Source organism: Rhizobium sp. PvP014 (assembly GCF_017876855.1).
GTDB classification, from domain to species: Bacteria; Pseudomonadota; Alphaproteobacteria; order Rhizobiales; family Rhizobiaceae; genus Neorhizobium; species Neorhizobium soli.
In genome coordinates this window covers 344,697-365,785 of the sequence record NZ_JAGIOT010000001.1, presented here as the reverse complement: position 1 = coordinate 365,785, position 21,089 = coordinate 344,697, and the positions used below count along the sequence as shown (strand labels likewise).

The 21,089-nt window shown below is 57.6% G+C and carries 21 protein-coding genes; 8 read left to right on the top strand and 13 right to left on the bottom strand.

Going from position 1 to position 21,089, the window contains the following annotated elements:
* Positions 1 to 20 precede the first annotated feature (20 nt).
* Both J3A65_RS01630 and J3A65_RS01625 read left to right on the top strand, forming a co-directional pair.
* Positions 21 to 2,555, top strand: a complete 2,535-nt coding sequence (locus tag J3A65_RS01630; RefSeq protein ID WP_209898800.1) for a hypothetical protein — start codon at positions 21 to 23, stop codon at positions 2,553 to 2,555.
* A 17-nt stretch (positions 2,556 to 2,572) separates the two neighbouring features.
* Positions 2,573 to 2,860, top strand: coding sequence for a hypothetical protein (locus tag J3A65_RS01625; RefSeq protein ID WP_209898797.1), 288 nt, complete (start codon positions 2,573 to 2,575; stop codon positions 2,858 to 2,860).
* A 127-nt stretch (positions 2,861 to 2,987) separates the two neighbouring features.
* Here the strand turns inward: J3A65_RS01625 and J3A65_RS01620 are convergent, their stop codons facing one another.
* Entirely contained in the window at positions 2,988 to 3,254 is a 267-nt protein-coding gene (locus J3A65_RS01620; RefSeq protein WP_209898794.1) for a hypothetical protein, read from the bottom strand.
* A 201-nt stretch (positions 3,255 to 3,455) separates the two neighbouring features.
* Here J3A65_RS01620 and J3A65_RS01615 point away from each other — a divergent pair, with 201 nt between their 5' ends.
* From J3A65_RS01615 to J3A65_RS23280, 3 genes are read left to right on the top strand one after another with little or no spacing between them, the layout of a single operon-like run.
* Positions 3,456 to 4,334, top strand: a complete 879-nt coding sequence (locus tag J3A65_RS01615) for a hypothetical protein (protein ID WP_209898791.1) — start codon at positions 3,456 to 3,458, stop codon at positions 4,332 to 4,334.
* A complete protein-coding gene (locus J3A65_RS01610) occupies positions 4,334 to 4,558 on the top strand; it encodes a hypothetical protein (RefSeq protein ID WP_209898788.1) in 225 nt (74 codons plus the stop codon). Before J3A65_RS01615 ends, J3A65_RS01610 begins: the two co-directional genes overlap by 1 nt.
* Positions 4,497 to 4,715 carry a hypothetical protein gene (locus tag J3A65_RS23280; RefSeq protein ID WP_245341400.1) on the top strand — a complete coding sequence of 73 codons (219 nt, stop codon included), beginning with the start codon at positions 4,497 to 4,499 and terminating at the stop codon, positions 4,713 to 4,715. Before J3A65_RS01610 ends, J3A65_RS23280 begins: the two co-directional genes overlap by 62 nt.
* Before the next feature lie 908 nt (positions 4,716 to 5,623).
* On the opposite strand, the gene J3A65_RS01605 is transcribed toward J3A65_RS23280, so the two are convergent.
* Positions 5,624 to 5,827, bottom strand: a complete 204-nt coding sequence (locus J3A65_RS01605; RefSeq protein ID WP_209898785.1) for a hypothetical protein — start codon at positions 5,825 to 5,827, stop codon at positions 5,624 to 5,626.
* A gap of 429 nt (positions 5,828 to 6,256) precedes the next feature.
* Between J3A65_RS01605 and J3A65_RS01600 the strand changes: the two genes are divergently transcribed.
* A complete protein-coding gene (locus J3A65_RS01600; protein WP_209898782.1) occupies positions 6,257 to 6,868 on the top strand; it encodes a hypothetical protein in 612 nt (203 codons plus the stop codon).
* Here J3A65_RS01600 and J3A65_RS01595 read toward each other — a convergent pair.
* The 8 genes from J3A65_RS01595 to J3A65_RS01565 all read right to left on the bottom strand — a co-directional run bounded on the left by J3A65_RS01595 (position 6,865) and on the right by J3A65_RS01565 (position 13,644).
* Positions 6,865 to 7,155: a hypothetical protein gene (locus J3A65_RS01595; RefSeq protein ID WP_209898779.1), complete on the bottom strand. Its 291-nt coding sequence runs from the start codon at positions 7,153 to 7,155 to the stop codon at positions 6,865 to 6,867. The two genes, J3A65_RS01600 and J3A65_RS01595, sit on opposite strands and share 4 nt — an antisense overlap.
* 115 nt (positions 7,156 to 7,270) lie before the next feature.
* Positions 7,271 to 8,290 carry a hypothetical protein gene (locus tag J3A65_RS01590; RefSeq protein WP_209898776.1) on the bottom strand — a complete coding sequence of 340 codons (1,020 nt, stop codon included), beginning with the start codon at positions 8,288 to 8,290 and terminating at the stop codon, positions 7,271 to 7,273.
* Between the two features lie 266 nt (positions 8,291 to 8,556).
* Positions 8,557 to 9,165, bottom strand: a complete 609-nt coding sequence (locus tag J3A65_RS01585; RefSeq protein ID WP_209898773.1) for a hypothetical protein — start codon at positions 9,163 to 9,165, stop codon at positions 8,557 to 8,559.
* Positions 9,166 to 9,184: 19 nt separating this feature from the next.
* Positions 9,185 to 10,165: a PIN domain-containing protein gene (locus J3A65_RS01580; RefSeq protein WP_209898770.1), complete on the bottom strand. Its 981-nt coding sequence runs from the start codon at positions 10,163 to 10,165 to the stop codon at positions 9,185 to 9,187.
* 472 nt (positions 10,166 to 10,637) lie between these two features.
* Positions 10,638 to 10,823, bottom strand: a complete 186-nt coding sequence (locus J3A65_RS01575; protein WP_062581247.1) for a Flp family type IVb pilin — start codon at positions 10,821 to 10,823, stop codon at positions 10,638 to 10,640.
* 154 nt (positions 10,824 to 10,977) lie between these two features.
* Entirely contained in the window at positions 10,978 to 11,232 is a 255-nt protein-coding gene (locus tag J3A65_RS01570; RefSeq protein ID WP_245341398.1) for a hypothetical protein, read from the bottom strand.
* An 815-nt stretch (positions 11,233 to 12,047) separates the two neighbouring features.
* Complete coding sequence (locus tag J3A65_RS23275; RefSeq protein ID WP_245341396.1) at positions 12,048 to 12,299, bottom strand: hypothetical protein; 252 nt, start codon at positions 12,297 to 12,299, stop codon at positions 12,048 to 12,050.
* A gap of 577 nt (positions 12,300 to 12,876) precedes the next feature.
* On the bottom strand, positions 12,877 to 13,644 hold the full coding sequence (locus J3A65_RS01565) for an EAL domain-containing protein (protein ID WP_113110206.1): 768 nt from the start codon (positions 13,642 to 13,644) through the stop codon (positions 12,877 to 12,879).
* A gap of 252 nt (positions 13,645 to 13,896) precedes the next feature.
* On the opposite strand from J3A65_RS01565, the gene J3A65_RS01560 reads away from it, so the two are divergent.
* Complete coding sequence (locus J3A65_RS01560; RefSeq protein WP_062577462.1) at positions 13,897 to 14,295, top strand: hypothetical protein; 399 nt, start codon at positions 13,897 to 13,899, stop codon at positions 14,293 to 14,295.
* A 56-nt stretch (positions 14,296 to 14,351) separates the two neighbouring features.
* On the opposite strand, the gene paoC is transcribed toward J3A65_RS01560, so the two are convergent.
* The 3 genes from paoC to paoA are packed head-to-tail and all read right to left on the bottom strand — an operon-like array spanning position 14,352 to position 18,157.
* Entirely contained in the window at positions 14,352 to 16,559 is a 2,208-nt protein-coding gene (gene paoC / locus J3A65_RS01555; RefSeq protein ID WP_174197363.1) for an aldehyde oxidoreductase molybdenum-binding subunit PaoC, read from the bottom strand.
* Between the two features lie 3 nt (positions 16,560 to 16,562).
* Positions 16,563 to 17,513, bottom strand: coding sequence for a xanthine dehydrogenase family protein subunit M (locus J3A65_RS01550; RefSeq protein WP_184656026.1), 951 nt, complete (start codon positions 17,511 to 17,513; stop codon positions 16,563 to 16,565).
* Entirely contained in the window at positions 17,510 to 18,157 is a 648-nt protein-coding gene (gene paoA, locus J3A65_RS01545; RefSeq protein WP_062454375.1) for an aldehyde dehydrogenase iron-sulfur subunit PaoA, read from the bottom strand. Before paoA ends, J3A65_RS01550 begins: the two co-directional genes overlap by 4 nt.
* Positions 18,158 to 18,519: 362 nt before the next feature.
* Between paoA and J3A65_RS01540 the strand changes: the two genes are divergently transcribed.
* On the top strand, positions 18,520 to 21,069 hold the full coding sequence (locus J3A65_RS01540; RefSeq protein WP_209899899.1) for a DNA translocase FtsK: 2,550 nt from the start codon (positions 18,520 to 18,522) through the stop codon (positions 21,067 to 21,069).
* Positions 21,070 to 21,089 lie beyond the last annotated feature (20 nt).

Here is a 21,089-nt window from a genome sequence, read left to right as displayed (position 1 = left end):
GACACTGATTGGAGAACTGAATGCCTATTGATCCTGTAGGGCTCAACGACACGCAGGCGATCGCAAAGGTCAATGCCGCGATCGACCAAGCCAACAAGGTGGATGCAAAAGCCGACCAGTCCGCGGTCGACTATGCATTTGCGATGGAAGCGCTGGAGCGCGAGGCGGCCGCATCTCTGCTCGCAAGCAAGTTTGCGGCTGGCGACCTGAGCCGACCGGGAGAGGCTGAGATCTTCTGGACGCACCAGGTGGAAGGTGAGCCGGGCGCCGTGTCGCCGGTATCGCCGGACCTGGTGGCGATCGACAGCGACGGCGCGGTTCTTCGGGTTTCAGGCTCGGCATTCATCGGACCGACACGCGTTTATCGGTGCGAGCCCGGTCGTATCTACCGGGTCCGCTTTGTCGTGCGCCGCCGGCAAAACCCTGCTGACCCTGCCAACCACACAGTGCGCCTTGCCCTCCGCTGGCTCGCCCGGGGCAAAGGCGCGCTGAAGGAAAGCATGTCTGTTGTCGGCGATCTCAACGACTTCCTGGTCGCTGATGGTCGCACCGAGATCTCGGCGATCGCTGCGCGTGCGGTCGGGCAAGGCATCGACATTGTCGCGCCGGCTGGCGCTGTCTACTTCCGCCCTTTCGTCCAGACCTATGGCAACGACGGCGTTACCGACATCGAGGCCGTCGATGTTGTCGACGTCACGAACGCGATTGCGGTTCCCTCTGACGTCAGCCAGTTCGAAAGCCGGATGCAGGCTCTCGAATCGGCAGACGCACCGCTCCGGCTTAATGAGATCGAAGCGCAGATCGGCGGCGCGCAGCTGCGCGACTATCTCACGCGTGGCGCGGTAGAGGCTGCGACGATCTCGGAAACCGTCGATGCCATCCGTGTCATCCAGTATGACCTCATGTCCGCACCAGCACCCACGGTCTACGCTAGAGCTGCGATCGAACCAGCTCATGAGTTCAAGCTTCAGTCTGAAGACGGTGCCTGGTGGGCGTTGTCGATGGATCAGGTGTCGTCCGCCAACTTCGGCGGTAACGTTCAGGCGGCCGGTGCCTACGGGCGCAATAGGACCCTGTTCGTTGGCCCCGGTGAAACGGTCGACGTCGCAGCTTCAGGATGGGCCGATGTCAACGCGAAGCTCACGGAAATGAGCCGGTGGCTGATCGCCAAAGGCGGACTCGTCCGGATCGTACTTGCGTCCGGCGTCTACGCGTCCAACGTCAGCGTCAAGATCGATCACCCCTACGCCGATCGCATTGCACTGCAATCGGCTGAGGCAGACATCAGCTACGCTCTTACCGGGCTTGCAGGCGTGACGTCGGTCGGCGCTGGCAATCACGCGGTCAAGTTCTCTGTGGCAGATCCGACTGGCCTTGCCGTGGGAAGGTTCGTGCGCATCTCCAAAACCGTCGGGACGGGCGATCATATTGCCCTGAGAGGTTATCACGAGGTGACGGCCCTCGCGGGTAACCAGGTGACCGTAAAGGTCTGCGATAAGCGCACAGTGTTGCCAGCGATGACGCTGACCAGCGCGTCGATCGTGATGCATCCCTGCGAAGTGCATTTCTCCAACATCGTCGTGCCTGACGGGCAAGACTTCTACGCTCTTGAGCTGCTGACGAATGCCGCAATCGGAGCCTTTGGCGGTATTGGTCTGATCGGCGACGTCTCGATCACCGCCACAAGCGGTATTCGTGTCGGCGATGCGGCTGTCTTCGTCGGCATCCCCGAACGCGTCTCCGTCGCCAACTGGGGCCGCAACGGCATCTGGTCCTTCAGAAATGCGATGACCTATGCGGACACGGCCGTTGCGTCCAACTGTGTCACTGCTGCCTTCAACTCGATCCAGTCGGCGCAGGCAGAACTTATCCGATCGATAGCATCAGGATCTGGTGTCGGATTTTCGGCCGCAAATGCTGCCCGAAACAGTGCCAGCCAGGGCACGGCGACTGGCAACACTATCAACTGCTCGGCCAGCGACTACGGCCTGAACCTGATATCGGCAGGATCGGTCTGGGGCGCCTCGTCGATCGGCTTGCGCGCGACACAGAACGGTTACAACGTTGCCGCGAGCACCGCATTTGGCGAATGCCTGACCGCTGTCCGCGCGCAGTCGGGCGGACGTAACTATGTCACGACCCCAACCTTCACCAACTGCCCGACAACCTTCAATCCTCCTCTCAACCAGCTTGGTGTCGAGGCGGCTTTGAACCACGATGGCACGTCGACAGCGCTGATGCTTACCGAGTTGCGCGTCGGATCTGGTGGAGCAAAGCTATCCAAAATCCTGTTGGCCACCTCGACCTTTACCCTCGGCCAGGTGTTGGCTGATGCCGACAGCGCTGAGACGCAGGTGGCGGTACCTGGTGCAGTCATCGGGGATGAGGTGAGCGTGGAAACGACGGCAGGGGGTAAAGTCGCCAACACCGATATCAAGGGCAAGGTGACGGCGACTGACGTTGTCAGCATCTGGGCGCACAACAGCTCTCCAACGGCACCCGTGACCATCACTGCCAGAACCTACCGCATCACTGTCCGGCGGACCGACCCGTAACCAGAAGGAAAACAACGATGGCTTTGACAGGTCCTTATAGAGCCCCCGAAGGCTTCACCATCCCGAATGCTTACTTTCGCGCAAACGCAACCGGCCGCCTGACCCGACCTCTTGTTACCGTCGATGTTTGGGCTTCGAAGGAAGTCGCGGACGCCGTGGACAGTGGTGCGGAAGGCTCTGAAAGCTACGCTCCGATCACTCAGCTCCCGCTTGGTTTTCGAGAGATCGACCCAAACGAGCCAACGGGTGAGCAAATCTACGCAATTGTTAAAGCGGAAATGCCCGAGCTTCGGGATTCACAATAGTTGCTCTTAGCCGAAACGAATACTGTGTAGAGCGAACCGCGGGCCGGTGGAAAATAGGCCCGCGCCTAGCCTGTGCTGCTGGTGGGGTGCTTAGGTAAGGCAACTCCAAGCTACAGCTACACTATAATCAGTTTGACTCTAGCTCGCCGAAGACGGTCTTCTTCGCTGAATTTCCGAAGAAGCTCTTACTAACGCGTTTCGAACGCATGACCTTCGCTATTTCTTGAATGCTTTCTGAAACCGGCAGGCTTTTGAAGGCTTCAGCACCCTTTGCGTCCTTTGTGATCGTCGAGAAGAACAGACGGGACCCAGAAGACGTATGGCTCACATGCACTACTTTCGTCATATCAACCAAAAGATCGATCCCTGCTGGGGTCGTAAAAGTCACCCACATATTATCACTCCTCCTAATTTAATACATGAGCTTAACATGCCAGATTATTTTTAAAAGAAAAGATAATCTTCGCGGTAAGGATAACGCCGGTAGCGGGAGCTTCAGTTGCAAGGTCCATTGGCCTAAGACATCGCCTTGAACAACCGTACACTGTCACCGCCTCGCTCTAGAATGTGACGCCACTTAACATCGGAGAACATCATGAACACGAACGTGCCCACCGGCGCGGCGCTTGTCGTCGACTATGACGTGGCGATGGAAGTCGCCAGCCATGAGGCGATCATCCGCCAAGCCTATAAGGACAGTGAAGGCGTATGGACCTGGTCCGTGGGTCTCACCTCGGCTACCGGTCATGTCGTCGAGCGCTACATCGGCAAGCCGCAATCGCTCGAGCATTGCCTCCGCGTCTATGTCTGGGCGTTGGACAATTATGCCGACGCGGTCCGGAAGGCCTTCGCAGGCGTCGAGCTGTCGAAAGAGCAGTTTGCCGCGGCGCTGTCATTCCACTGGAATACCGGGAAGATCGGTTCGGCCACATGGGTCAAGCTCTTCAAAGACGGCAAGGTTGCGGAAGCCAAAAAGGCGTTCATGAACTACTCGAAGCCGAAGGCGATCGTTGATCGTCGCCAGGCCGAGCGCGATCTCTTCTTCACTGGCAAGTGGTCGAACACGGGGAAGATGGTTGAATACACCCGCATCACCGCGAAGGGAACGCCGGACTGGGGCAGCGACAAGCGCATCAACGTCGAGAAGGAACTGAAGGCGGCGCTGGCCGGCGAGATCCCGGCCGCTGACAAGGTCATCGTGACTCAGGAGAAGTTGGTGGCGGTCCCGGTCTCGGTCGAGAAGCAGGTCGTGCCACAGAAGGTTGAGGAGAAGGTCAAGGAGAAATCCAACTGGCTGACCTGGCTCACCGGCGGCGGCGGTCTCAGCACGATCGGCTTGGGCTGGCTGACTGGTATGAATTGGCAGGCAGTGCTCGCCGGCGGCATCATCCTGGTCGTCGTCCTGCTGCTGTTCATCCTGCTTCGCAGCCAGATCATCTCGGCCGTTCGCGAGATCAAGGCGGAGGTCGGCTGATGTCGTCCACTCTGCGCATTATCATCGCCTTCGCGATCGTCACCGCCATCATCAGCGCGGCGACCTGGCTCTACACCGCCGGCGGGGCGGGCACTCTCAACTCTATCGAAAGGCAGAACAATGAAGCAGGCAACGCATCTGATCGTGCTCGCAGCAGCTTTGATGAGTGCTTCGACGCTGGCGGGGTGTTCGACAGCAGCTCCGGCAAGTGCAGATGGCCTTAAAAGGGTTGTCGGCACGGACCTGATCGGCACACGCGGGCTGACCACGAAGGATAACCGCAACATTGGCCGCACCGTGGCCTCTCTTTGCGCAGCGTCCGTCTGGACCAAGGATCAGTGCCGACAGCACGACATAGCCATCCAGGCGCCCCATGACTAACTGCAATGAGGTCAGCTTCCCGGAGGAAAGCAACGCAGTCGGAGGGGGATTCACGCGAAGAAAAAGCCTCTAATTGCGGATGAGCCCTTTGAGGAAGCGGCTCCTCAACCTGTGCAGTAGCCCGAACGCAGCCAAGGCCGTTGCGCTCAGAAGGATCAACGCTATCGCAAACGCAATTAGCATGATCCACCAAGATCTAACGGCAGCATACGATAGCCGGCGGCAAATAACGTTGCCTTTGAATGCACCGGACCGAGTCGCTACCACTGTCGCTGCTCGTACGAGTCGGAGGTCTCTGGGTCCTGTCGATACTCCCAGCGCCCATCATTAGACCTTCGGCGCCAGAGTTGGCCGTGTGTGGTTGCTCTTTTGCCGTTTATCAATCGAGGCCTTCTGAATGGAGGCACTACACATTGATGCCATGAAAAAGCATCACCTGGTACAGGAGTTCTCCAGGCTAACAATATAAACTTCAGAACTGACAATGAGAGCGACCTTGGTTCTTGCTGGTCGCAAATTAAGCATGAACATTAGTGTGCTACAATACTACGCTATTGCTTCTTTCATGCCGAACCTGCGATCTTCGTTAGGGGCCAGCCGCTTGCCGGAGGCGTGGCCCCTAGTTTTTCCGCACGCTGGTCCAGCTTCTCGGCAGCCTTTGCCCGCGCGTCTTCGTATGTGTCGGCCGTCACTGTGACGATCCAACGACCGGCCCGAAAACGATACGTGTTCTTCGGAGGATACATCCGGTGTCTGGATCCTGCTACGAATGCCATCCACGCTACGCGCCGATCGATCCCTTTCTTGGTTTCGTCTGGAAGCAAGTCCCACCAGGCATTGAAGCCTGCACTTGTGTCCGATTTCGCCATGATACTCTCACTTACTCTGTTGGTCGTTGTCGCCGGCACTCAACGCAGCATCTCTGCAATCTCGGCCGCTTCGGTGCGCGCCTGGTTCGGTTTGTGCGGGTAATGCTCCCAGCACCACCATTGCGGCTCTCCGCGATTGTTCGAGAAGCCGAAGCCGCCCCAATCCCGGCATAACGGGGTGCTGCACCAATGGACGTAGAGGTTCGTCGGCCCTTTCAAGACAGTCCTGGTCTCGTCGCTCATCGGCGTGGCTCCCAGAGGATGTGTGCTTGCAAAAGGCAGGGAAACCTTGCGCGACATTTCTCAGTCCCGGCGTGCTCGCATCCCATCGCCAGCACGCGCCGGATCTGGACGAACTCCGCGTTGGCTCCGAACTTCTTGACTAGGCTCTTGTGGCTGAAAACGCCCTGCCGAGCGCAGGGGGTGCAGACCATCTCAATGGTCTCGGCGCGATAGTCTCGGAGCGTTGGAAGCGGCATAGCAGGTTTCGTCTGTCGTTCGGACACGGGTTCTCGCTCGCGCACGGTGCACGTGTTCGCCTTCATTGAGGATGGTGAGGCCGACGTCGTGCGGCGTTTTCGTTCTTACTATGTTCTCAATCTTTGACATGAGTCAACACCCGCCATAGGCGGAATTGCCAAGGGCTAGAAACGAATGATAGGGAGAAACGACATGCCAAACGGCAGCTTTGATCCGGAAGCGAAATACGCGCAGCTCGGCGAGCGCGTCGATAACCAGTCGCGGCAGATCGGCGACTTGGATACACGGATGAAGCAAGGGTTCTCCGAGATAGGTTCTCAGATCCGGAGCTTAATCGATGACATCCGCGGCGGCTCAAAGACACAGTGGCCGATCATCATTGGCTTCTGCTCGGTGACGATAACTGTCCTGGGCGGTCTCGGCTTCATGGCGCTGCAGCCCATCAAGGACAACATCACCACGATTCGCGAGGACATGCGCATGCGAGCGCTCGAGACAAAGGACAGCTTGTCGACGATCGTTGCAGGTATGGTCACGCAGAAAGAGATGGAATGGCGAACGGCTCGTGGCCAAGAAGACCGCCAGCGGACCGAAGCTGCTATCAAGGAGCTTCGGGAGGGGCTGGTGCCGAGAGACGAGCACGCTCGCGTCTGGGCCAACTATGACCAGCGGTTTCAAGATCAGCAGCGCCAAGTCGACGAGCTGAAACAGGCGCAAGGCAGTGTCTACGGCGCGAGAGATGTCATCATGGATCTAAGGCAACGCCTCGATCGCGTTGAACGGGAGCGGATCGGTCAGCCTTAGTCGTCACCTGGTTGGTTGTCCCTCAAACGTATGAGCAGATCCTGGAGTGCGTCCTTCTCTCCAAGCATGAGAGCGACCTCGTCGGCAACGTGAATGATAGCAGCCAGAACCTCGCCGTGCTCCCAGCCCGCGACATAGGCGTCCTCGAGTATATTTCGAACGCGGGCCTCGATCGCCTCTTGGCATTCGAGAAACCTGTCAGCTGATCCCAGTCTGGGTGGCTGTATATCGTCCATCACGATTGATTCCCACGATAAAAGGCTGGAACGCCTCTTCGTCATGAACATATCAGTCTTCCACGGTGTTGGCAGCCCGCCAGTGCTTACTTCCACCCTCACGCTCTAACGTAGCAACGCGCCAATCAAGCGTGGGGAATAAAAGATATTGTGACTTACGCTGCATCTAGCCGCGCCTAGTCTCTTGAACGAAAATTTTCGTGTTGGCATCACGGTCGGATTGATGTGCGTCGATAACAAAGTTTCGGTTTGCGACTGATCCGTTAGACAAAATATCGCGGAAAGTTACATCTCCGGCATAGCTGAATCCAAAACTAGGGGAGATACTGAGATTATCGCGCCTAGTGTAGTAGCATGCCATGTGCCGTTCGGTGATAGTTACAGTTTCACCGGGAGGTATGAGGCCGTATCGGAGAGGCCATTTACTTTTAACGAGCAATGCCTCGGGTAGCTCGTCAAATTCCGGAAAGCCGAGGGGTGCGCAATTTCTGTCGACCAACAAAATCCTGCCACAAATTGTGAAATCGAAAATTGGCGTCTTCCCCCAATTTCTAACCTCAAGCGCCGCTTCGCCCAAAAAAAAGAGTTCTTTCAGCCCTCCATCGAATGTTGTTGGGGCGCGTTGCATGGAAATCTCACGTGAGTCGATGGAAATTTTGATACTTTCAACCACGATCCCTGGAGTAAGTTCTGCCTCGGCAACCCTCCGAGAAACAGCGAGGCTCTGTGCGGCAACATCGAGCGAACTTTGGTTTGCAGCGTTTTGAACTTCGCCGATTGATCTAGTGTCGCTCGCCATTTCTTGTGTGGCGATGAGGGTTTTCCATACGAAAAACACGCCCAAGAAGGTTGCAGCAGCCATCCAAATTGTAACGATCAACATGCCAAGCGCCCATGCAGACATATCCTGTTGGGCCTTCAGATCATATTCTGCCTGCTTCTCGCTGCCGTCGGCGCTTAGACTATCAGCGAGACAAGTAAACCAGTCGAAGACGCCGCCTTTCTCCATAACGGCCCCGCAGGTCTCAACGCTGTGCTGCGCGGCGTTAGCATGATAAAAGGCAGCGTCTTTGCGTTCATTGGCTTGGCTATTTTGGTAGTTTGAAAATACTTCCCACGAACGCCACGCTAATATCGCTATTATAAGAATAAATCCAAATTGGTAGAGCAGTCTGCGTGTAAACATTGCAAAATCCTGCGGTAAACATCCCTCTGTTTATTTATTGCGCACATCGCGCCCCCTGTCCTCAATTCTATTTTGCGCTGTCGATTTCACTAGTTGGAAGTATGTCATACGCATGCTTAACTGCGACTTCGTGGTGCCGGGAGCGCCTGAAATTCTCAAGCAAAAACGAACGTGATTTAATACCCCTGAACGCTAGCAGATGCCATTGTTTTAAGTTGTGAAATCCGGCGTCTTTCGTTGTCCAATTGGGGCTCGAATGTTGGTAATCATTCAGTGGGCAAGCGCAGTCCGTCGCCCAGGTCGCGCAAGGAGACCCAGCGCCAATTGTCTGTTAGCTCGTTCCGCGCATGATCGATTAAACCCCGTGCGGGAAGTTGTTTGGATACGTGTCTAGCTGCAGCAACTTGAGCAGCTCGACCTATCCCGCTAAGATTGGGAAATAACTCGCGGGCAGGCTGATAAAACATATCTCCCATCTTCTTGGGATTTATGGCGGCATACCATGATATGAACAGCCCAATCACATAGTGGCTTCGCCCTGATGCCATCGAATAGTCGATACAAGCTGTGAGAATTACGGCATCGACGTCTTCAGAAGAGAGGTCGTCCGACAATGCATCAGGATCACGATCTGCATGTTTTGCGAAGTTTCTCGCAACGTTGATCAACGCTGCAGCTTCCTTCGGGCTCATGCCATGTACCTTCTCGATCTGCTCTCGGATCCGCAGCTTCCCCTCATTCCTCAACAGTGCGTCGCAAATTTCAGCCGCGTTGGCTGCAAGTTGGTTCGCTGCCATCGGCTCCAGGAGAAACCACTGAATATGGATGGCTGCCAAAAGTTGCCGCCTGGCAGCATCGATTTTTGAGATCTGCATCTGAGCGCTCTAAATCGCCCTAGTCAAAAATGTTGGGTTCGACAACTTCTTCATCGAGTAATGCGGCAAGTTTCTCAACTTGGATAGGATCTAGCTTGTGCGAGTGGTCCGCGAGTAGCTTTTGATAAAAGGATCTGACGTCGTCGTCGTTTATGATCCAAGTTACCTGGTTGTTTAGTTCCGCAGCCTCGACCAGTTGAGCTGCCTGAAGCTCACTAAACGCGTCTGTTTTGCTAAGCTTTGCGATCAAAGCATGGGTAGTTGCGTAGCTTCCGCTGGCTGATAGGCGAGCTATTAAAGAGTTTACGGCTACATCACTAGCGAGGTGGACCTGAGGAAAATTGTCCTTCAGGAAGGCAGACATGCTGGTGTAGAAAATGACGGAGCTCCCCTTTCTTTCAGCCCATTCTGCAGCAAGGTATGTGTTGAAGTTAGCTGTGTCATCATCTCTATAGTCAACATCCCCACTGACGATGTAAAGATCCTCGCCATCCTTGACTACAGAAAGGAGAGTTTCCCAATTTATCTCGTCTCCAATAGTCTCTTTCTTTTTGCCAGGGGGATTTCCACGTCTAAAGCGCTCAAGAGCAGCGGCGTATATTGCTTGATCTACGCTAACCAAATTTGCTTTTTCGAAAAGATTTTTTATCAGTGCATCGGCTTCCAGCGAACGAGCGGCGATGTCCTCTGAGACCTTTTTAACAAGCGCTGCATGAGCGGCGTTGGTTTGCTTCAGCAGGTCCCTAAAAGCCTCATATTCAGGGTAATTTTTACAGTATGCGGGGACGCTCTGCTGAAAGCGAAATTTGCGAAACTCATCAAATCCGCTCCTGATTTTGTCGTGCCGATTTCGGAGGAATTCATGCCAAACTTGGTCAGGCAGGACGAATGCAATCTCGCCAACGTCTGACAGTGCATATATTTTACGCAACTGCTCAATGTCCTCGCCGCTATAATGGAAGAAATTGAGAAAGATATTTGTGTCTATGTAGAGGTTCATATGAAGCTCGCTTGAATGAGCTTTATCTATCAGGTGTATTTCCACGCCTTGCAATCAAGTTTTCGGTGATGAGGCAGACGAGCCTGAAGGCCGCTCCTACACACCGCAGATGGTGCGGGCGGTTGCGCAAATAGCACAAGCGAATCAACGGGCTACAATAGCGCCGTGCGGGGATTCTATGTCATTGATTTAGCGACGACATTACACACCGGCATGAAGTCCCACCGGCTACACCAAGGATATCCAAGCCCTCACAACCCTACCGGATCTCGAAGGCCAGAGGGCAAGTGGCCCTGCAAGCAAAAAACCGAACAACGGAGGTCCCATTGTTCGGCGAGTTGAGTGCTGGACGCTGGAAATGGTGTCCACTTCCCGAGGTACAATCTGGACGTTAACTAGAGGTGAAAGGCTGACCCGAATACTTGAGTTCATTCGCCATCTTTAGTCAGACTACGTCGCAACCAACCATCGATTAGCAAGTGGTGGCAGCGGATCCACAGCTGAGCTTCTTCGAAAGGTTTGTGAACTGGTTATTCAGTGCGCCACCGAGCGTGGTCGCCCCGGCGATCAGCGCAACTGAGATAAGAGCGGCAATGAGACCGTATTCGATCGCAGTAGCGCCCGACTCGTCCTTCATGAAACGTGCAAAAACTGACATGCAATCCCCCGTAGTTCGTGTCGTGGAACGGGTTGTCCCAACGTGTCATGTTTCTACCTAGAGAACACATCCGTTCCGTTAATATGATTGGTTAAATTGTAGTTGTGTCGCGGTTTGGGATGCCTCATGCTCGTTCGACACATTTCCTTACGCGTTAGTGCATCTCCGGCGGCGGATAGCTTCGACCGATCGAAACGAGATACTCAGTGATTTCCTCAAGGAGATGGTCGCACTTACCGTAGGCATCCGTGATTTCGGATAGCTTCGGCATCACCTCCTCAAACTGGTCATCAGGAAGGTCCGCATCGCCGATCAGATATCCCACGCCTGCGATCCCCGTGATGTTGCAGCCGGTTGCGGCCACCTCCGCTACAAACGCGGGAATGTCTTCGGACTTCATTCTGTGCATCCTCTTCTCCTTCGGCTTGCTACCGTAGCAGTCGACGCCAGGATGATCGACTAGCAGTTCTGGCAGTGAGAGATCGACTGTACCCGCATGGAGAGCTGCCATCGTTAGTTGGTTGATTCTCGTTGCTCCGAGAATTATTCTTTCCCTGAAGGCATTCCGGCCTTCCCCAAACTAGCCCGCTGTCCCTTAGGGTTTGCGGGCTCTTTTTCGATTATGTCGAGCTACGGTCTGACGGTAGTCGTGCCTTCCCTGCTGCGGTGAGTGTGTACACGATGCCCCCGTTCCGTCCCCGGCCGACTGTTGCAAGGCCGGTTTCCACAAGCGAAGCGATCGCCGTCGCGCCGACCCGTCGAAGGATGAAGTCTCCCTTACTGACATGCTTGTAGCGGGCAAGGATTTTGAGAGCTTCATGAACCTGGTGATCCAGTGGCATTGGTTTCAAGGATGCGGGCGCCTGATACTGTTGGTTCTTAACGGCCAGCCGTACTTCTAGTCGGCATCGATGGCGTCACGAAAAACACTGAGATCTTGCGGCTTCCGCATCGGGGACAACGCAAGCGCTCAGAGACCCTATCGATCGGAAAGTCGCGGCCGCGAGTTGCGACCAAGGTCGTCATGTCGAGGTTGTACTTCCAGTCGCATTTCCGGCTGCTGCTGCCAGTATCGACAAGGCCATGACGGCAGGCGGCAGAGAGCTGCCAACCCTGATTGAATGCGTCGCCTATGGTTCCGATCTCGCTCATGCCGCGAACCTAAATCGGTCGCGTAAAAAGAACAAGGCAAGAACAAACTTAATATGAGACTATCGGCGGCTGTCAGGAAAGAGTGTGCCGGGGGCGCTCCCAGGAGGACGGTGCAGCGCGACGACCCCTGTAGGTGCGAGGAGGGGGCAAGGCCTCGTGCGATTGCGCCAGCACTTCAAGCCAAGCAGCAAGTCCAACGGGAACCTCTTCAGTGCCCGCTTCGAGCGCCTCTATCCAAGACAGATCACATTCCAGCAGAGAGGCGATGTTGATCGGGGTCCACCGTATAACGCGTAGGCATTCCCTGAAACGGTCAGGCGACATTACCCAAACCTCGGCAGTGGTGGTTGCATTGTCCTAAGGAAGACAAGCCTGACACGATTTTGGCGCACGTCAAGTATGCACTATATTACTGCCCGCTGAGAGCGGTCTAGAGTGTGAGGGCGCTGCTGGAGAGAGGGTATCGGCCCCCTCGGTCGACGGCCCTCCGGGTTGCGCCCCGAGTTCAGCGGTCACTCGCTTGAATTTATGTCCTCAACGTCTGGACACTTTTCAAAAAAACATAACGATCGCGTGGCGTCACCAAGTGTCCAGATGCTCACTAACCCCATTGTATTCATTGATTTCAGGTGCGCCGGCATGGGGCACCACTCGCTCTAGAGAGCGTTGATTTTGCATCCCTTCTGGAAATATCCCCCACCTGCATTCCGGCGCGAAAAGTACTGTCTCGATTGACGTCAAGCTGTCTCGAACGTGAACGAACGCGCTGTTTCACTCGTCAAATCGAGCTAGCCTGAGCTTGCCCTTGTCAGCGTCCAGTAGGCATCTCTGCCTGTTTCCACTGCGTCGAAACCGATACCGGACCTTTCATTCCGCTTTGGTTCGCCTATCCCACCGTTTCTCAGGCCGCCGCAGCAAGCATCGCCTTCGCGGAAGCCGGGATGGCGAGGTGTTCGAAGCTTGGCTTGGCGAGCAGGTAGCCCTGGATGAGGGACACGCCCAAATCCCGCAGGGCCGACATTTCGCCGACGGTTTCGACGCCTTCGCAGAGCGGCACGATGTTGAGTTCTTCGAGCATCCGCAACGTGTGCTTGACGATGGTGCGCCGGACCGGATCGGTGTCGATCCCTCTGATCATGTCCATATCCAGCTTGACGATATCGGGCTGGAAATGACTGAGGAGGCCAAGACCGGAGTGGCCTGAACCGAAGTCGTCGATCGCAGTTTTGAAGCCCATATCCCGGTATGTCCGCAGGATGTGAAGGACGTGCTTGGTATCCAACTCCTCGTTCTCGGTGAACTCGAAGATGATGCGATCAAGCGGAAAACCCGTCTTCATGGCCGTGGCAAGCGTCAGGCGGATACACGCCCGCGGTTCGTAGACGGCGTTCGGCATGAAGTTGATCGACAGTTTCACGTCGTCAGCGGGGTCGTAGAGCTGCGCGGCAAGTTCGATCGCCTTGACCCGGCACTGCTGATCGAACGCATAGCGGTTGTCGGCCTGCACCTGCGATAGAACTGACCCGGCACCTTCTCCGTTTAGACCGCGAACAAGCGCTTCGTGGGCGAAAATCTTGCCTGTTGCGATGTCGACGATCGGCTGGAATGCCATCGAGAACGGTAGTTCGAATGCTGCGCCGTCGCGGCAGCCTTGGCAACTCGTCGTCATTATGGAAAAATCTCCGTTTGCATCAGACTTAAGGCTCATCGATTAAACTTCCGTTTCCCGCATGCGTCGAAACCAAAGCGCTTTTCTTGCGTCACACACCCCTGCGGTGATATCCGGGCGGTGCCGTTTTGCGGCCTCCCGCACCCAACTCTGGATCCGGCAGCCTCTTCAATCGCGTGCGGCTCTTGAACGAAACTGTTTGAAGGTCGCAGACCGGGGGTATCCCGAAGACGCAGGAAGCGTATCGCAAGAATGACACCAGCCATTGTCGAGGGCCGCGCGTGCGGAACCTGCACCCTTTGCTGCCGGTTGCCGGACATTGATGATCTCAACAAGCCTGCGGACGAGTGGTGCAGGCACTGCGTTGCCGGACAAGGCTGTTCCATCTACCAGGATCGACCGATGCTTTGCCGCGACTTCGTGTGCCATTGGCTAACGCGCGAAGGACTGGGCGACGAGTGGGCTCCTCAAAGATCCCACCTGATGGTCTATGGGGAAGGACAGCAGATTACGGTCCTTGCCGATCCCGACTATCCCGATCTGTGGCGTCATCCGCCCTATATGCCGCAGTTCAAGGCATGGGCATCCAACGCTGAAGCACGCGGCGGCTATGTTATCGTCTTCTGGCGCGACGAGGTTCTAAAAATATAAGGCCGGAGCATCTGTGGATGCTCCGGCCAGAGTTTTGCATAACGATGCCGAGCGGATCAGCCGACCTGCGGCATGTCCCGCAGCAGCTTGTCGAGCGTGACAGGGTAATCACGGATACGCACGCCGGTTGCGTTGTGCACGGCGTTCGAAAGCGCTGCCGCCACACCGCAAAGGCCGAGTTCGCCAACACCCTTTGCCTTCATCGGCGAGGTGGTCGGATCCGTCTCATCGAGGAAGATGACATCCTGATGCGGAATATCGGCATGGACAGGAACTTCGTAGCCGGCGAGATCATGGTTGACGAAGAAGCCGCGACGCTTGTCGACGGCCAGTTCTTCCATGAAGGCGCCGCCGACGCCCATCGTCATCGCACCGATGACCTGGCTGCGGGCCGTGATCGGGTTGAGAATGCGCCCTGCTGCACAGACGCTCAGCATGCGCCGAACGCGGATTTCAGCCGTGTACATGTCGACGCCGACCTCGACGAAATGGGCACCGAATGTCGATTGCTGCATCTCTTCTGCAAGATCGCCATACTCGATAGTATCTTCCGCAACGACACCATCCTTGCCAGCTGCCTCAGCGAGAGCAATGCTGCGGTTGCCGGAACGGATCTGGCCGTCGGCAAACGTGACATCTGCGGAGTTGAAACCGACCTTTTGCGAGATCGCATCCCGCAGCGCCACGCATGCGGCGTAGACGCCGGCGGTGGAGCTGTTTCCGCCCCACTGTCCGCCCGATCCCGACGACGCCGGGAAGCGGGAATCGCCGAGCTCTACGGCAACCTTATCGATCGTTACGCCCATCATTTCGGCCGCGGTCTGGGCGATGATTGTGTAGCTACCCGTACCGATATCCGTCATGTCGGTTTCGACAGTCACGACGCCTTCGGAATCGAGCCGCACGCGGGCGCCAGACTTCATGTTCATGTTGTTGCGGAACGCTGCCGCAACACCCATGCCAACCATCCAGCGTCCATCCTTGACGCGACCCGTCTCGGCGTTGCGCTTGTCCCAGCCGAAGGTTTCAGCACCCCGGCGAAGACATTCGACCAGCTGACGGTGCGAGAACTTCCGTTCAGGCTTTTCCGGATCAACCTGCGTGTCGTTGATGATCCGCAACTCGACGGGGTCGAGGTTGAGCCGCTCGGCCAGTTCGTCCATAGCGATTTCAAGCGCCATGAGACCAGGCGCTTCGCCCGGTGCGCGCATCGCATTGCCTTCGGGCAGATCGAGTGCAGCAAGCCGCATCGAGGTCATCCGGTTTTCGCCGGCGTAGAGAAGGCGAGTCTGCGCCACGGCTGTCTCCAGGCTGCCACCCGGCAGGTTGCCGTTCCAGCTTTCGTGGGCAATCGCGGTGATCTTGCCTTCCTGCGTCGTTCCGATGCGGATACGCTGGATCGTTGCCGGGCGGTGCGTCGTGTTGTTCATCACGAACGGACGCGGAAGCGCGAGCTTGACGGGGCGTCCCGCCGCTTTCGCACCAAGCGCTGCAAGCACCGCATCCGACCGGAGGAAAAGCTTTGAGCCGAAACCACCGCCCACAAACGGCGACATGATATGGACCTTCTCCGGATCGATGCCGAGCGTGATCGCCATTTCTGACTTGTTCCAGGCAATCATCTGGTTCGAGGTCCAGACCGTAACTTCGTCCCCGTCCCACATGGCGAGAGACGAATGCGGCTCCATCATCGCATGTGACTGGTCGGGTGTCGTGTAGGTCTGGTCGAACTTAACCGCTGCCTCGGCGAACGCCTTGTCAAAGTTGCCGGCAGAAGTGTCTGCGTCTTCACCTTCGGAGCCCTCCGGCTTCTTGGCCGTGTCCTTCGCAGCTTCCAGATCGTAGGAACCGGGAGCGCGAACGTAATCCACCTTGATAAGGCTCGCTGCGGCGCGGGCCTGCTCAAAGGTTTCAGCGACGACGACGGCGATAGCCTGGTGATAATGCGAGATCTCGGGGCCACCGAGAAGCTTGGCCGCATTCATCTTGCCCTTGGAGAGCTTGCCAGCCGTTTCCGCCGTGACGACAGCCAGAACGCCCGGAGCGTTGCGGGCCGCCTGGATATCCATCGAGCTGATCCGACCCTTTGCGATGCCGGCGCCTACGGGATAGCCGTAGGCAACATTGAGGTTGGCGTGGTTCCATTCATAGGCATAGGTCGCCGTGCCGGTGACCTTCTTAGGGCCGTCGATACGCGTGATATGCTGGCCGACCACCTTCATCTGATCGATGGGATTGGTCGTGGCGGGACGATCGAATAGCATGGCTTACCCCTTGGTTTCTTCAAGGATGCCGGCGAGCGTGCGCTCCGCCAGTGTCACCTTGAACGAATTTTCTTCTGTTGGCTTTGCGCCGGCAAAGACCTTGGCCATCACGGCCTTGGATCCCTGCGGCAAGTCGGCTTCCGCCTCTTCGACGCGCCATGGCTTGGGCGCCACGCCGCCAACTGCAACGCGACCGGTGCCGTCAGGCTGGATGATCGCAGCGACCGAGACGAGAGCGAACGCGTAGGACGCACGGTCTCTCACCTTGCGATACACGTGCTTGCCACCCACAGGTGCCGGCAGCGTAACGGCCGTGATGATCTCGCCGCGCTCAAGCGTGGTTTCGATCTCGGGCGTATCGCCGGGCAGTTTATGGAAGTCGGCAATCGGGATCGCGCGTTTTGCGCCATCGGGCTTGACCGTCTCAACGGTTGCATCGAGGGCACGCATGGCGATTGCCATGTCGCCGGGGTGGGTGGCGATGCAGGCATCGCTGACGCCGATCACGCCCAGCTGGCGGGTCACGCCGCCGATGGCTGAACAACCGCTACCGGGCTTGCGCTTGTTGCAAGGCTGGGCGGTGTCGTAAAAGTAAGGACAGCGCGTCCGCTGCAGAAGGTTGCCGGCCGTCGTTGCCTTGTTACGAAGCTGACCAGATGCGCCTGCGAGAAGTGCGCGCGAAAGCACGCCGTAGTCGCGGCGGATGCGCTCGTCCGAGGCGAGATCCGTATTGCGCACGAGCGCTCCGATCCGGACGCCGCCGTCTTCACTCTGCTCGATCTTGTCGAGGTCGAGACCGTTGACGTCGATGAGATGGGTCGGTGATTCGATCTCGAGCTTCATCAGGTCGAGGAGGTTGGTGCCTCCCGCGATGAACTTGGCGTTCTGGTTGTTGGCGGCCTTGGACGCAGCTTCAGCCGGTGATGCGGCGCGTTCATAAGTAAACTGTTTCATGCCTGCCTCCCCGAAACTTCCGTGATAGCCGCAACAATGTTCGGGTAGGCCCCGCATCGACAGATATTGCCGCTCATACGTTCGCGGATTTCCATCTCGGAAACCTGCGTGGGGGCTGTCAGGTCTTCCGTCACATGGCTCGGGATGCCGGCCTTGATTTCTTCAAGAACGGCGACGGAGGAACAGATTTGCCCAGGGGTGCAATAGCCGCACTGGAAGCCATCGTGCTTGACGAATGCCGTCTGCATCGGATGCATCTCGTCCGGTGTGCCAAGGCCTTCGATCGTGGTGATCTCGGAGCCCTCGTGCATGATGGCAAGCGACAGGCACGAATTGATGCGGCGACCATCGACCATGACAGTACAGGCGCCGCACTGTCCGTGATCGCAACCCTTCTTGGTGCCGGTCAGGTGCAGGTTCTCACGCAACGCGTCGAGCAGGGTCGTACGGTTGTCGAGATCGAGATCCTGGCGTGTGCCGTTGACGACAAAACCCACCCGCGACGTCGCCGTCCCCGGCCGGGGAGGCGGTGTTGCCGCCTGCGCATTTGCAGCTCTGTTGCTGTTTGCCACGGCCACAGAGCCGGCAGCGGTTGCGACGAGAAGATCCCGTCGTGACATTTCAAACGAATTCGGACTCGACATGGGGGCTCCATCTTGACGACTACAGTTGACCCAATAACCACCAACTGCCCGAGTCTGTTCCGTCCCAAAGACCATTTCACCGGCGCCTTTTGTCACAGGCGATCACCGCACTCGACGATTTATCGGCGCCGGCAACGCATGGTTAATGTTTGTTTTATATCCAAGGACGTTCGTGTCCCAGATTTGTTCATATGGTTTCATTGGTGGCAATGCGTCTCACAGGCCCGCAATTTCGCGAAACTGACAAGCTGGAAGCCCAGGCTTCCGAACTGCCGGATACCGGCCACTCTCACCCCATAAATCCGCCTGAGCCCCCGAATGCGGGGCAACAGGTGGCTTGCGACATCGTGTCGACAGTCCAGATGCAGGCTCACGAGATCGAGGCGCTGCCGGACTGGCAGAAGGCCTTCATGTTGGGCCCGACCGTTCGCTTTACCCGCACGCCGGAGAAGACCATCTCCAGGCGTGGGGCACCCTCCGGCCCGGAAGCGGAGGGCGAAGCCGTCGCTTCCCACGCCGTCCCCGAGGCTGTCATTCCCCCTATGGCGGCGCGAGCCGTTCAGGAGATTTCCGAGATTACTTTCACCCAAAGACATGACGGCGACGCGCTGTCGACCTCTATCGCTAGCTTCCTGTCGCCTGAACCCGGCGCCCGCAATCTCGTCGGCACTCTCGATCAGGCGCTGAGGGAACGCCGGGCCACGTTTGCCCGGGAAACCGTTGAACCGGTGCTGGTCGCAGTTGCGCCGCCGCAGCCTGAAGCAGTGATTGATGCTCCCGTGATTAGCACTGAAAGACAGTCTCCGATCGCCAACCTGCCGGATCATCTGTTTTTCGAGGTGATGAGCCTTGGAGAGGCCACCGGCGAAGAGTTCGCGCTGACCCCGCCTCCCCCGCCAAAGGTCGAGCAGAGACCTGTGTTCGTTGCTCAGCGTCCGCTCCCGACCTATCCGAAACAGCCGGTCCGGCCCGAACCTGTGCGGGTTGCCCTGAGGGCGCCGGTCATTCGCCAGCCGATCGAGACCCTGACCAAACGTCTGGTCGAAGAAATTCCGGTGGGGCCGTCGCCGCTTGATCTCTATCGTTCGATCACGTTGCGCCAGGCCGGCCACGATGCTGCGCCAAATCCGGTGGTGCCTCCAGTGCAGGATGCGCCCGTCATCGCTGCTGCTGCTCCGGTCGTTCCTGAGCCTGTCATTCCTGAGCCTGTTCTCGTTGCGCCCGTCATCGCTGAGACCGTCATCGAGGCCCCGGCGCCTGCGGTCGCCCCCGTCGTGCCAGTAAAGTCGACGCGGCAGGTTGTCATGGCCACCCGCGCGATCTCTCCGATCCGGCCGTTCAACACCGAACCGCTGCATGCGTCCGACGACTACGAGTTCCCGTCGATCGAATTGCTGCAGGCACCGGTGGATGACCAGATCAGCCCCGTCAGCCAGGAAAGCCTGGAACAGAGCGCGGGGCTTCTGGAAAGCGTGCTGGAGGATTTCGGCATCCGCGGCGAGATCATCGACGTTCGTCCCGGCCCTGTCGTGACGCTCTACGAATTCGCCCCGGCACCCGGCGTCAAATCCTCCCGCGTGATCGGCCTTTCGGACGATATCGCCCGCTCGATGTCGGCGCTTTCGGCCCGCGTAGCTGTCGTTCCCGGTCGCAACGTGATCGGTATCGAACTGCCAAACCCCGTGCGCGAAACCGTCTATCTGCGTGAGCTGATCGAAAGCGGCACCTATGCGGGTACCGGCTTCCGGCTTCCGCTCTGCCTCGGCAAGACGATCGGCGGAGAACCCGTCGTCGCCGAGCTTGCGAAGATGCCGCACCTGCTCGTCGCCGGCACGACCGGTTCGGGCAAGTCGGTCGCGGTCAACACGATGATCCTCTCGCTGATCTACCGTCTGCGGCCGGACCAGTGCAGGCTGATCATGGTCGATCCGAAGATGCTCGAACTGTCGGCCTATGACGGTATCCCGCATCTGCTCACCCCTGTCGTGACCGACCCCAAGAAAGCGGTTCTGGCGCTGAAATGGGCGGTGCGCGAAATGGAGGACCGCTACCGCAAGATGTCGCGTCTTGGCGTTCGCAATATCGACGGCTTCAACGCCCGTGTGGCGGCCGCGTCCGCATCCGGCGAGGTCATCTCGATCAGCGTCCAGGTCGGTTTCGACCGTCAGACCGGCGAGCCGATCAACGAGCAGCAGGACATGGACCTGACGCCGTTGCCCTATATCGTCGTCATCGTAGACGAGATGGCCGACCTGATGATGGTGGCCGGCAAGGAGATCGAAGGTGCGATCCAGCGGCTTGCGCAGATGGCGCGTGCTGCCGGTATCCACCTGATCATGGCGACGCAGCGGCCTTCGGTCGACGTCATCACCGGTACGATCAAGGCGAACTTCCCGACCCGTATCTCTTTCCAGGTGACGTCCAAGATCGACAGCCGCACCATCCTTGGCGAACAGGGCGCGGAAAACCTGCTCGGTCAGGGCGACATGCTACATATGGTGGGCGGCGGACGCATTGCCCGCGTTCACGGTCCCTTCGTGTCGGACCAGGAAGTCGAGCGCATCGTTGCGCATCTGAAGACGCAAGGTCAGCCGCTCTATCTCGGCAGCGTCACGGAAGACGAAGAGGGTGAAGAGGTCGAGGAGGAAGACCAGGCGGTCTTCGACAGGTCCGCGATCAGCGAGGAAGACCGGGACGAGATGTACGAGCAGGCGATCAAGGTCGTCATGCGCGACAAGAAGTGCTCGACCTCCTACATCCAGCGCCGCCTGTCGATCGGCTACAACAGGGCCGCATCGCTTGTCGAACGCATGGAGAAGGATGGGCTGGTCGGCCCGGCCAACCATGTGGGCAAACGAGAGATACTCGACCAGCGCGGTCAGCCGACCGCGGTCGAAGAGCCTGAACAGTAATAGCTCAAAGATATGGCCGG

Bases quoted from the DNA above. Each gene is read 5' to 3' on its own strand.
- J3A65_RS23275 (WP_245341396.1), bottom strand. From the start codon at position 12,299: ATGTCGCCTGACCGTTTCAGGGAATGCCTACGCGTTATACGGTGGACC.
- paoA (WP_062454375.1), bottom strand. From the start codon at position 18,157: ATGTCGAGTCCGAATTCGTTTGAAATGTCACGACGGGATCTTCTCGTC.
- J3A65_RS01625 (WP_209898797.1), top strand. From the start codon at position 2,573: ATGGCTTTGACAGGTCCTTATAGAGCCCCCGAAGGCTTCACCATCCCG.
- J3A65_RS01620 (WP_209898794.1), bottom strand. From the start codon at position 3,254: ATGTGGGTGACTTTTACGACCCCAGCAGGGATCGATCTTTTGGTTGAT.
- paoC (WP_174197363.1), bottom strand. From the start codon at position 16,559: ATGCTATTCGATCGTCCCGCCACGACCAATCCCATCGATCAGATGAAG.
- J3A65_RS01560 (WP_062577462.1), top strand. From the start codon at position 13,897: ATGACACCAGCCATTGTCGAGGGCCGCGCGTGCGGAACCTGCACCCTT.
- J3A65_RS01610 (WP_209898788.1), top strand. From the start codon at position 4,334: ATGTCGTCCACTCTGCGCATTATCATCGCCTTCGCGATCGTCACCGCC.
- J3A65_RS01550 (WP_184656026.1), bottom strand. From the start codon at position 17,513: ATGAAACAGTTTACTTATGAACGCGCCGCATCACCGGCTGAAGCTGCG.
- J3A65_RS01595 (WP_209898779.1), bottom strand. From the start codon at position 7,155: ATGTTCATGACGAAGAGGCGTTCCAGCCTTTTATCGTGGGAATCAATC.
- J3A65_RS01600 (WP_209898782.1), top strand. From the start codon at position 6,257: ATGCCAAACGGCAGCTTTGATCCGGAAGCGAAATACGCGCAGCTCGGC.
- J3A65_RS01540 (WP_209899899.1), top strand. From the start codon at position 18,520: ATGCAGGCTCACGAGATCGAGGCGCTGCCGGACTGGCAGAAGGCCTTC.
- J3A65_RS23280 (WP_245341400.1), top strand. From the start codon at position 4,497: ATGAGTGCTTCGACGCTGGCGGGGTGTTCGACAGCAGCTCCGGCAAGT.
- J3A65_RS01570 (WP_245341398.1), bottom strand. From the start codon at position 11,232: ATGCACAGAATGAAGTCCGAAGACATTCCCGCGTTTGTAGCGGAGGTG.
- J3A65_RS01615 (WP_209898791.1), top strand. From the start codon at position 3,456: ATGAACACGAACGTGCCCACCGGCGCGGCGCTTGTCGTCGACTATGAC.
- J3A65_RS01590 (WP_209898776.1), bottom strand. From the start codon at position 8,290: ATGTTTACACGCAGACTGCTCTACCAATTTGGATTTATTCTTATAATA.
- J3A65_RS01630 (WP_209898800.1), top strand. From the start codon at position 21: ATGCCTATTGATCCTGTAGGGCTCAACGACACGCAGGCGATCGCAAAG.
- J3A65_RS01580 (WP_209898770.1), bottom strand. From the start codon at position 10,165: ATGAACCTCTACATAGACACAAATATCTTTCTCAATTTCTTCCATTAT.
- J3A65_RS01575 (WP_062581247.1), bottom strand. From the start codon at position 10,823: ATGTCAGTTTTTGCACGTTTCATGAAGGACGAGTCGGGCGCTACTGCG.
- J3A65_RS01585 (WP_209898773.1), bottom strand. From the start codon at position 9,165: ATGCAGATCTCAAAAATCGATGCTGCCAGGCGGCAACTTTTGGCAGCC.
- J3A65_RS01605 (WP_209898785.1), bottom strand. From the start codon at position 5,827: ATGAGCGACGAGACCAGGACTGTCTTGAAAGGGCCGACGAACCTCTAC.
- J3A65_RS01565 (WP_113110206.1), bottom strand. From the start codon at position 13,644: ATGACGACGAGTTGCCAAGGCTGCCGCGACGGCGCAGCATTCGAACTA.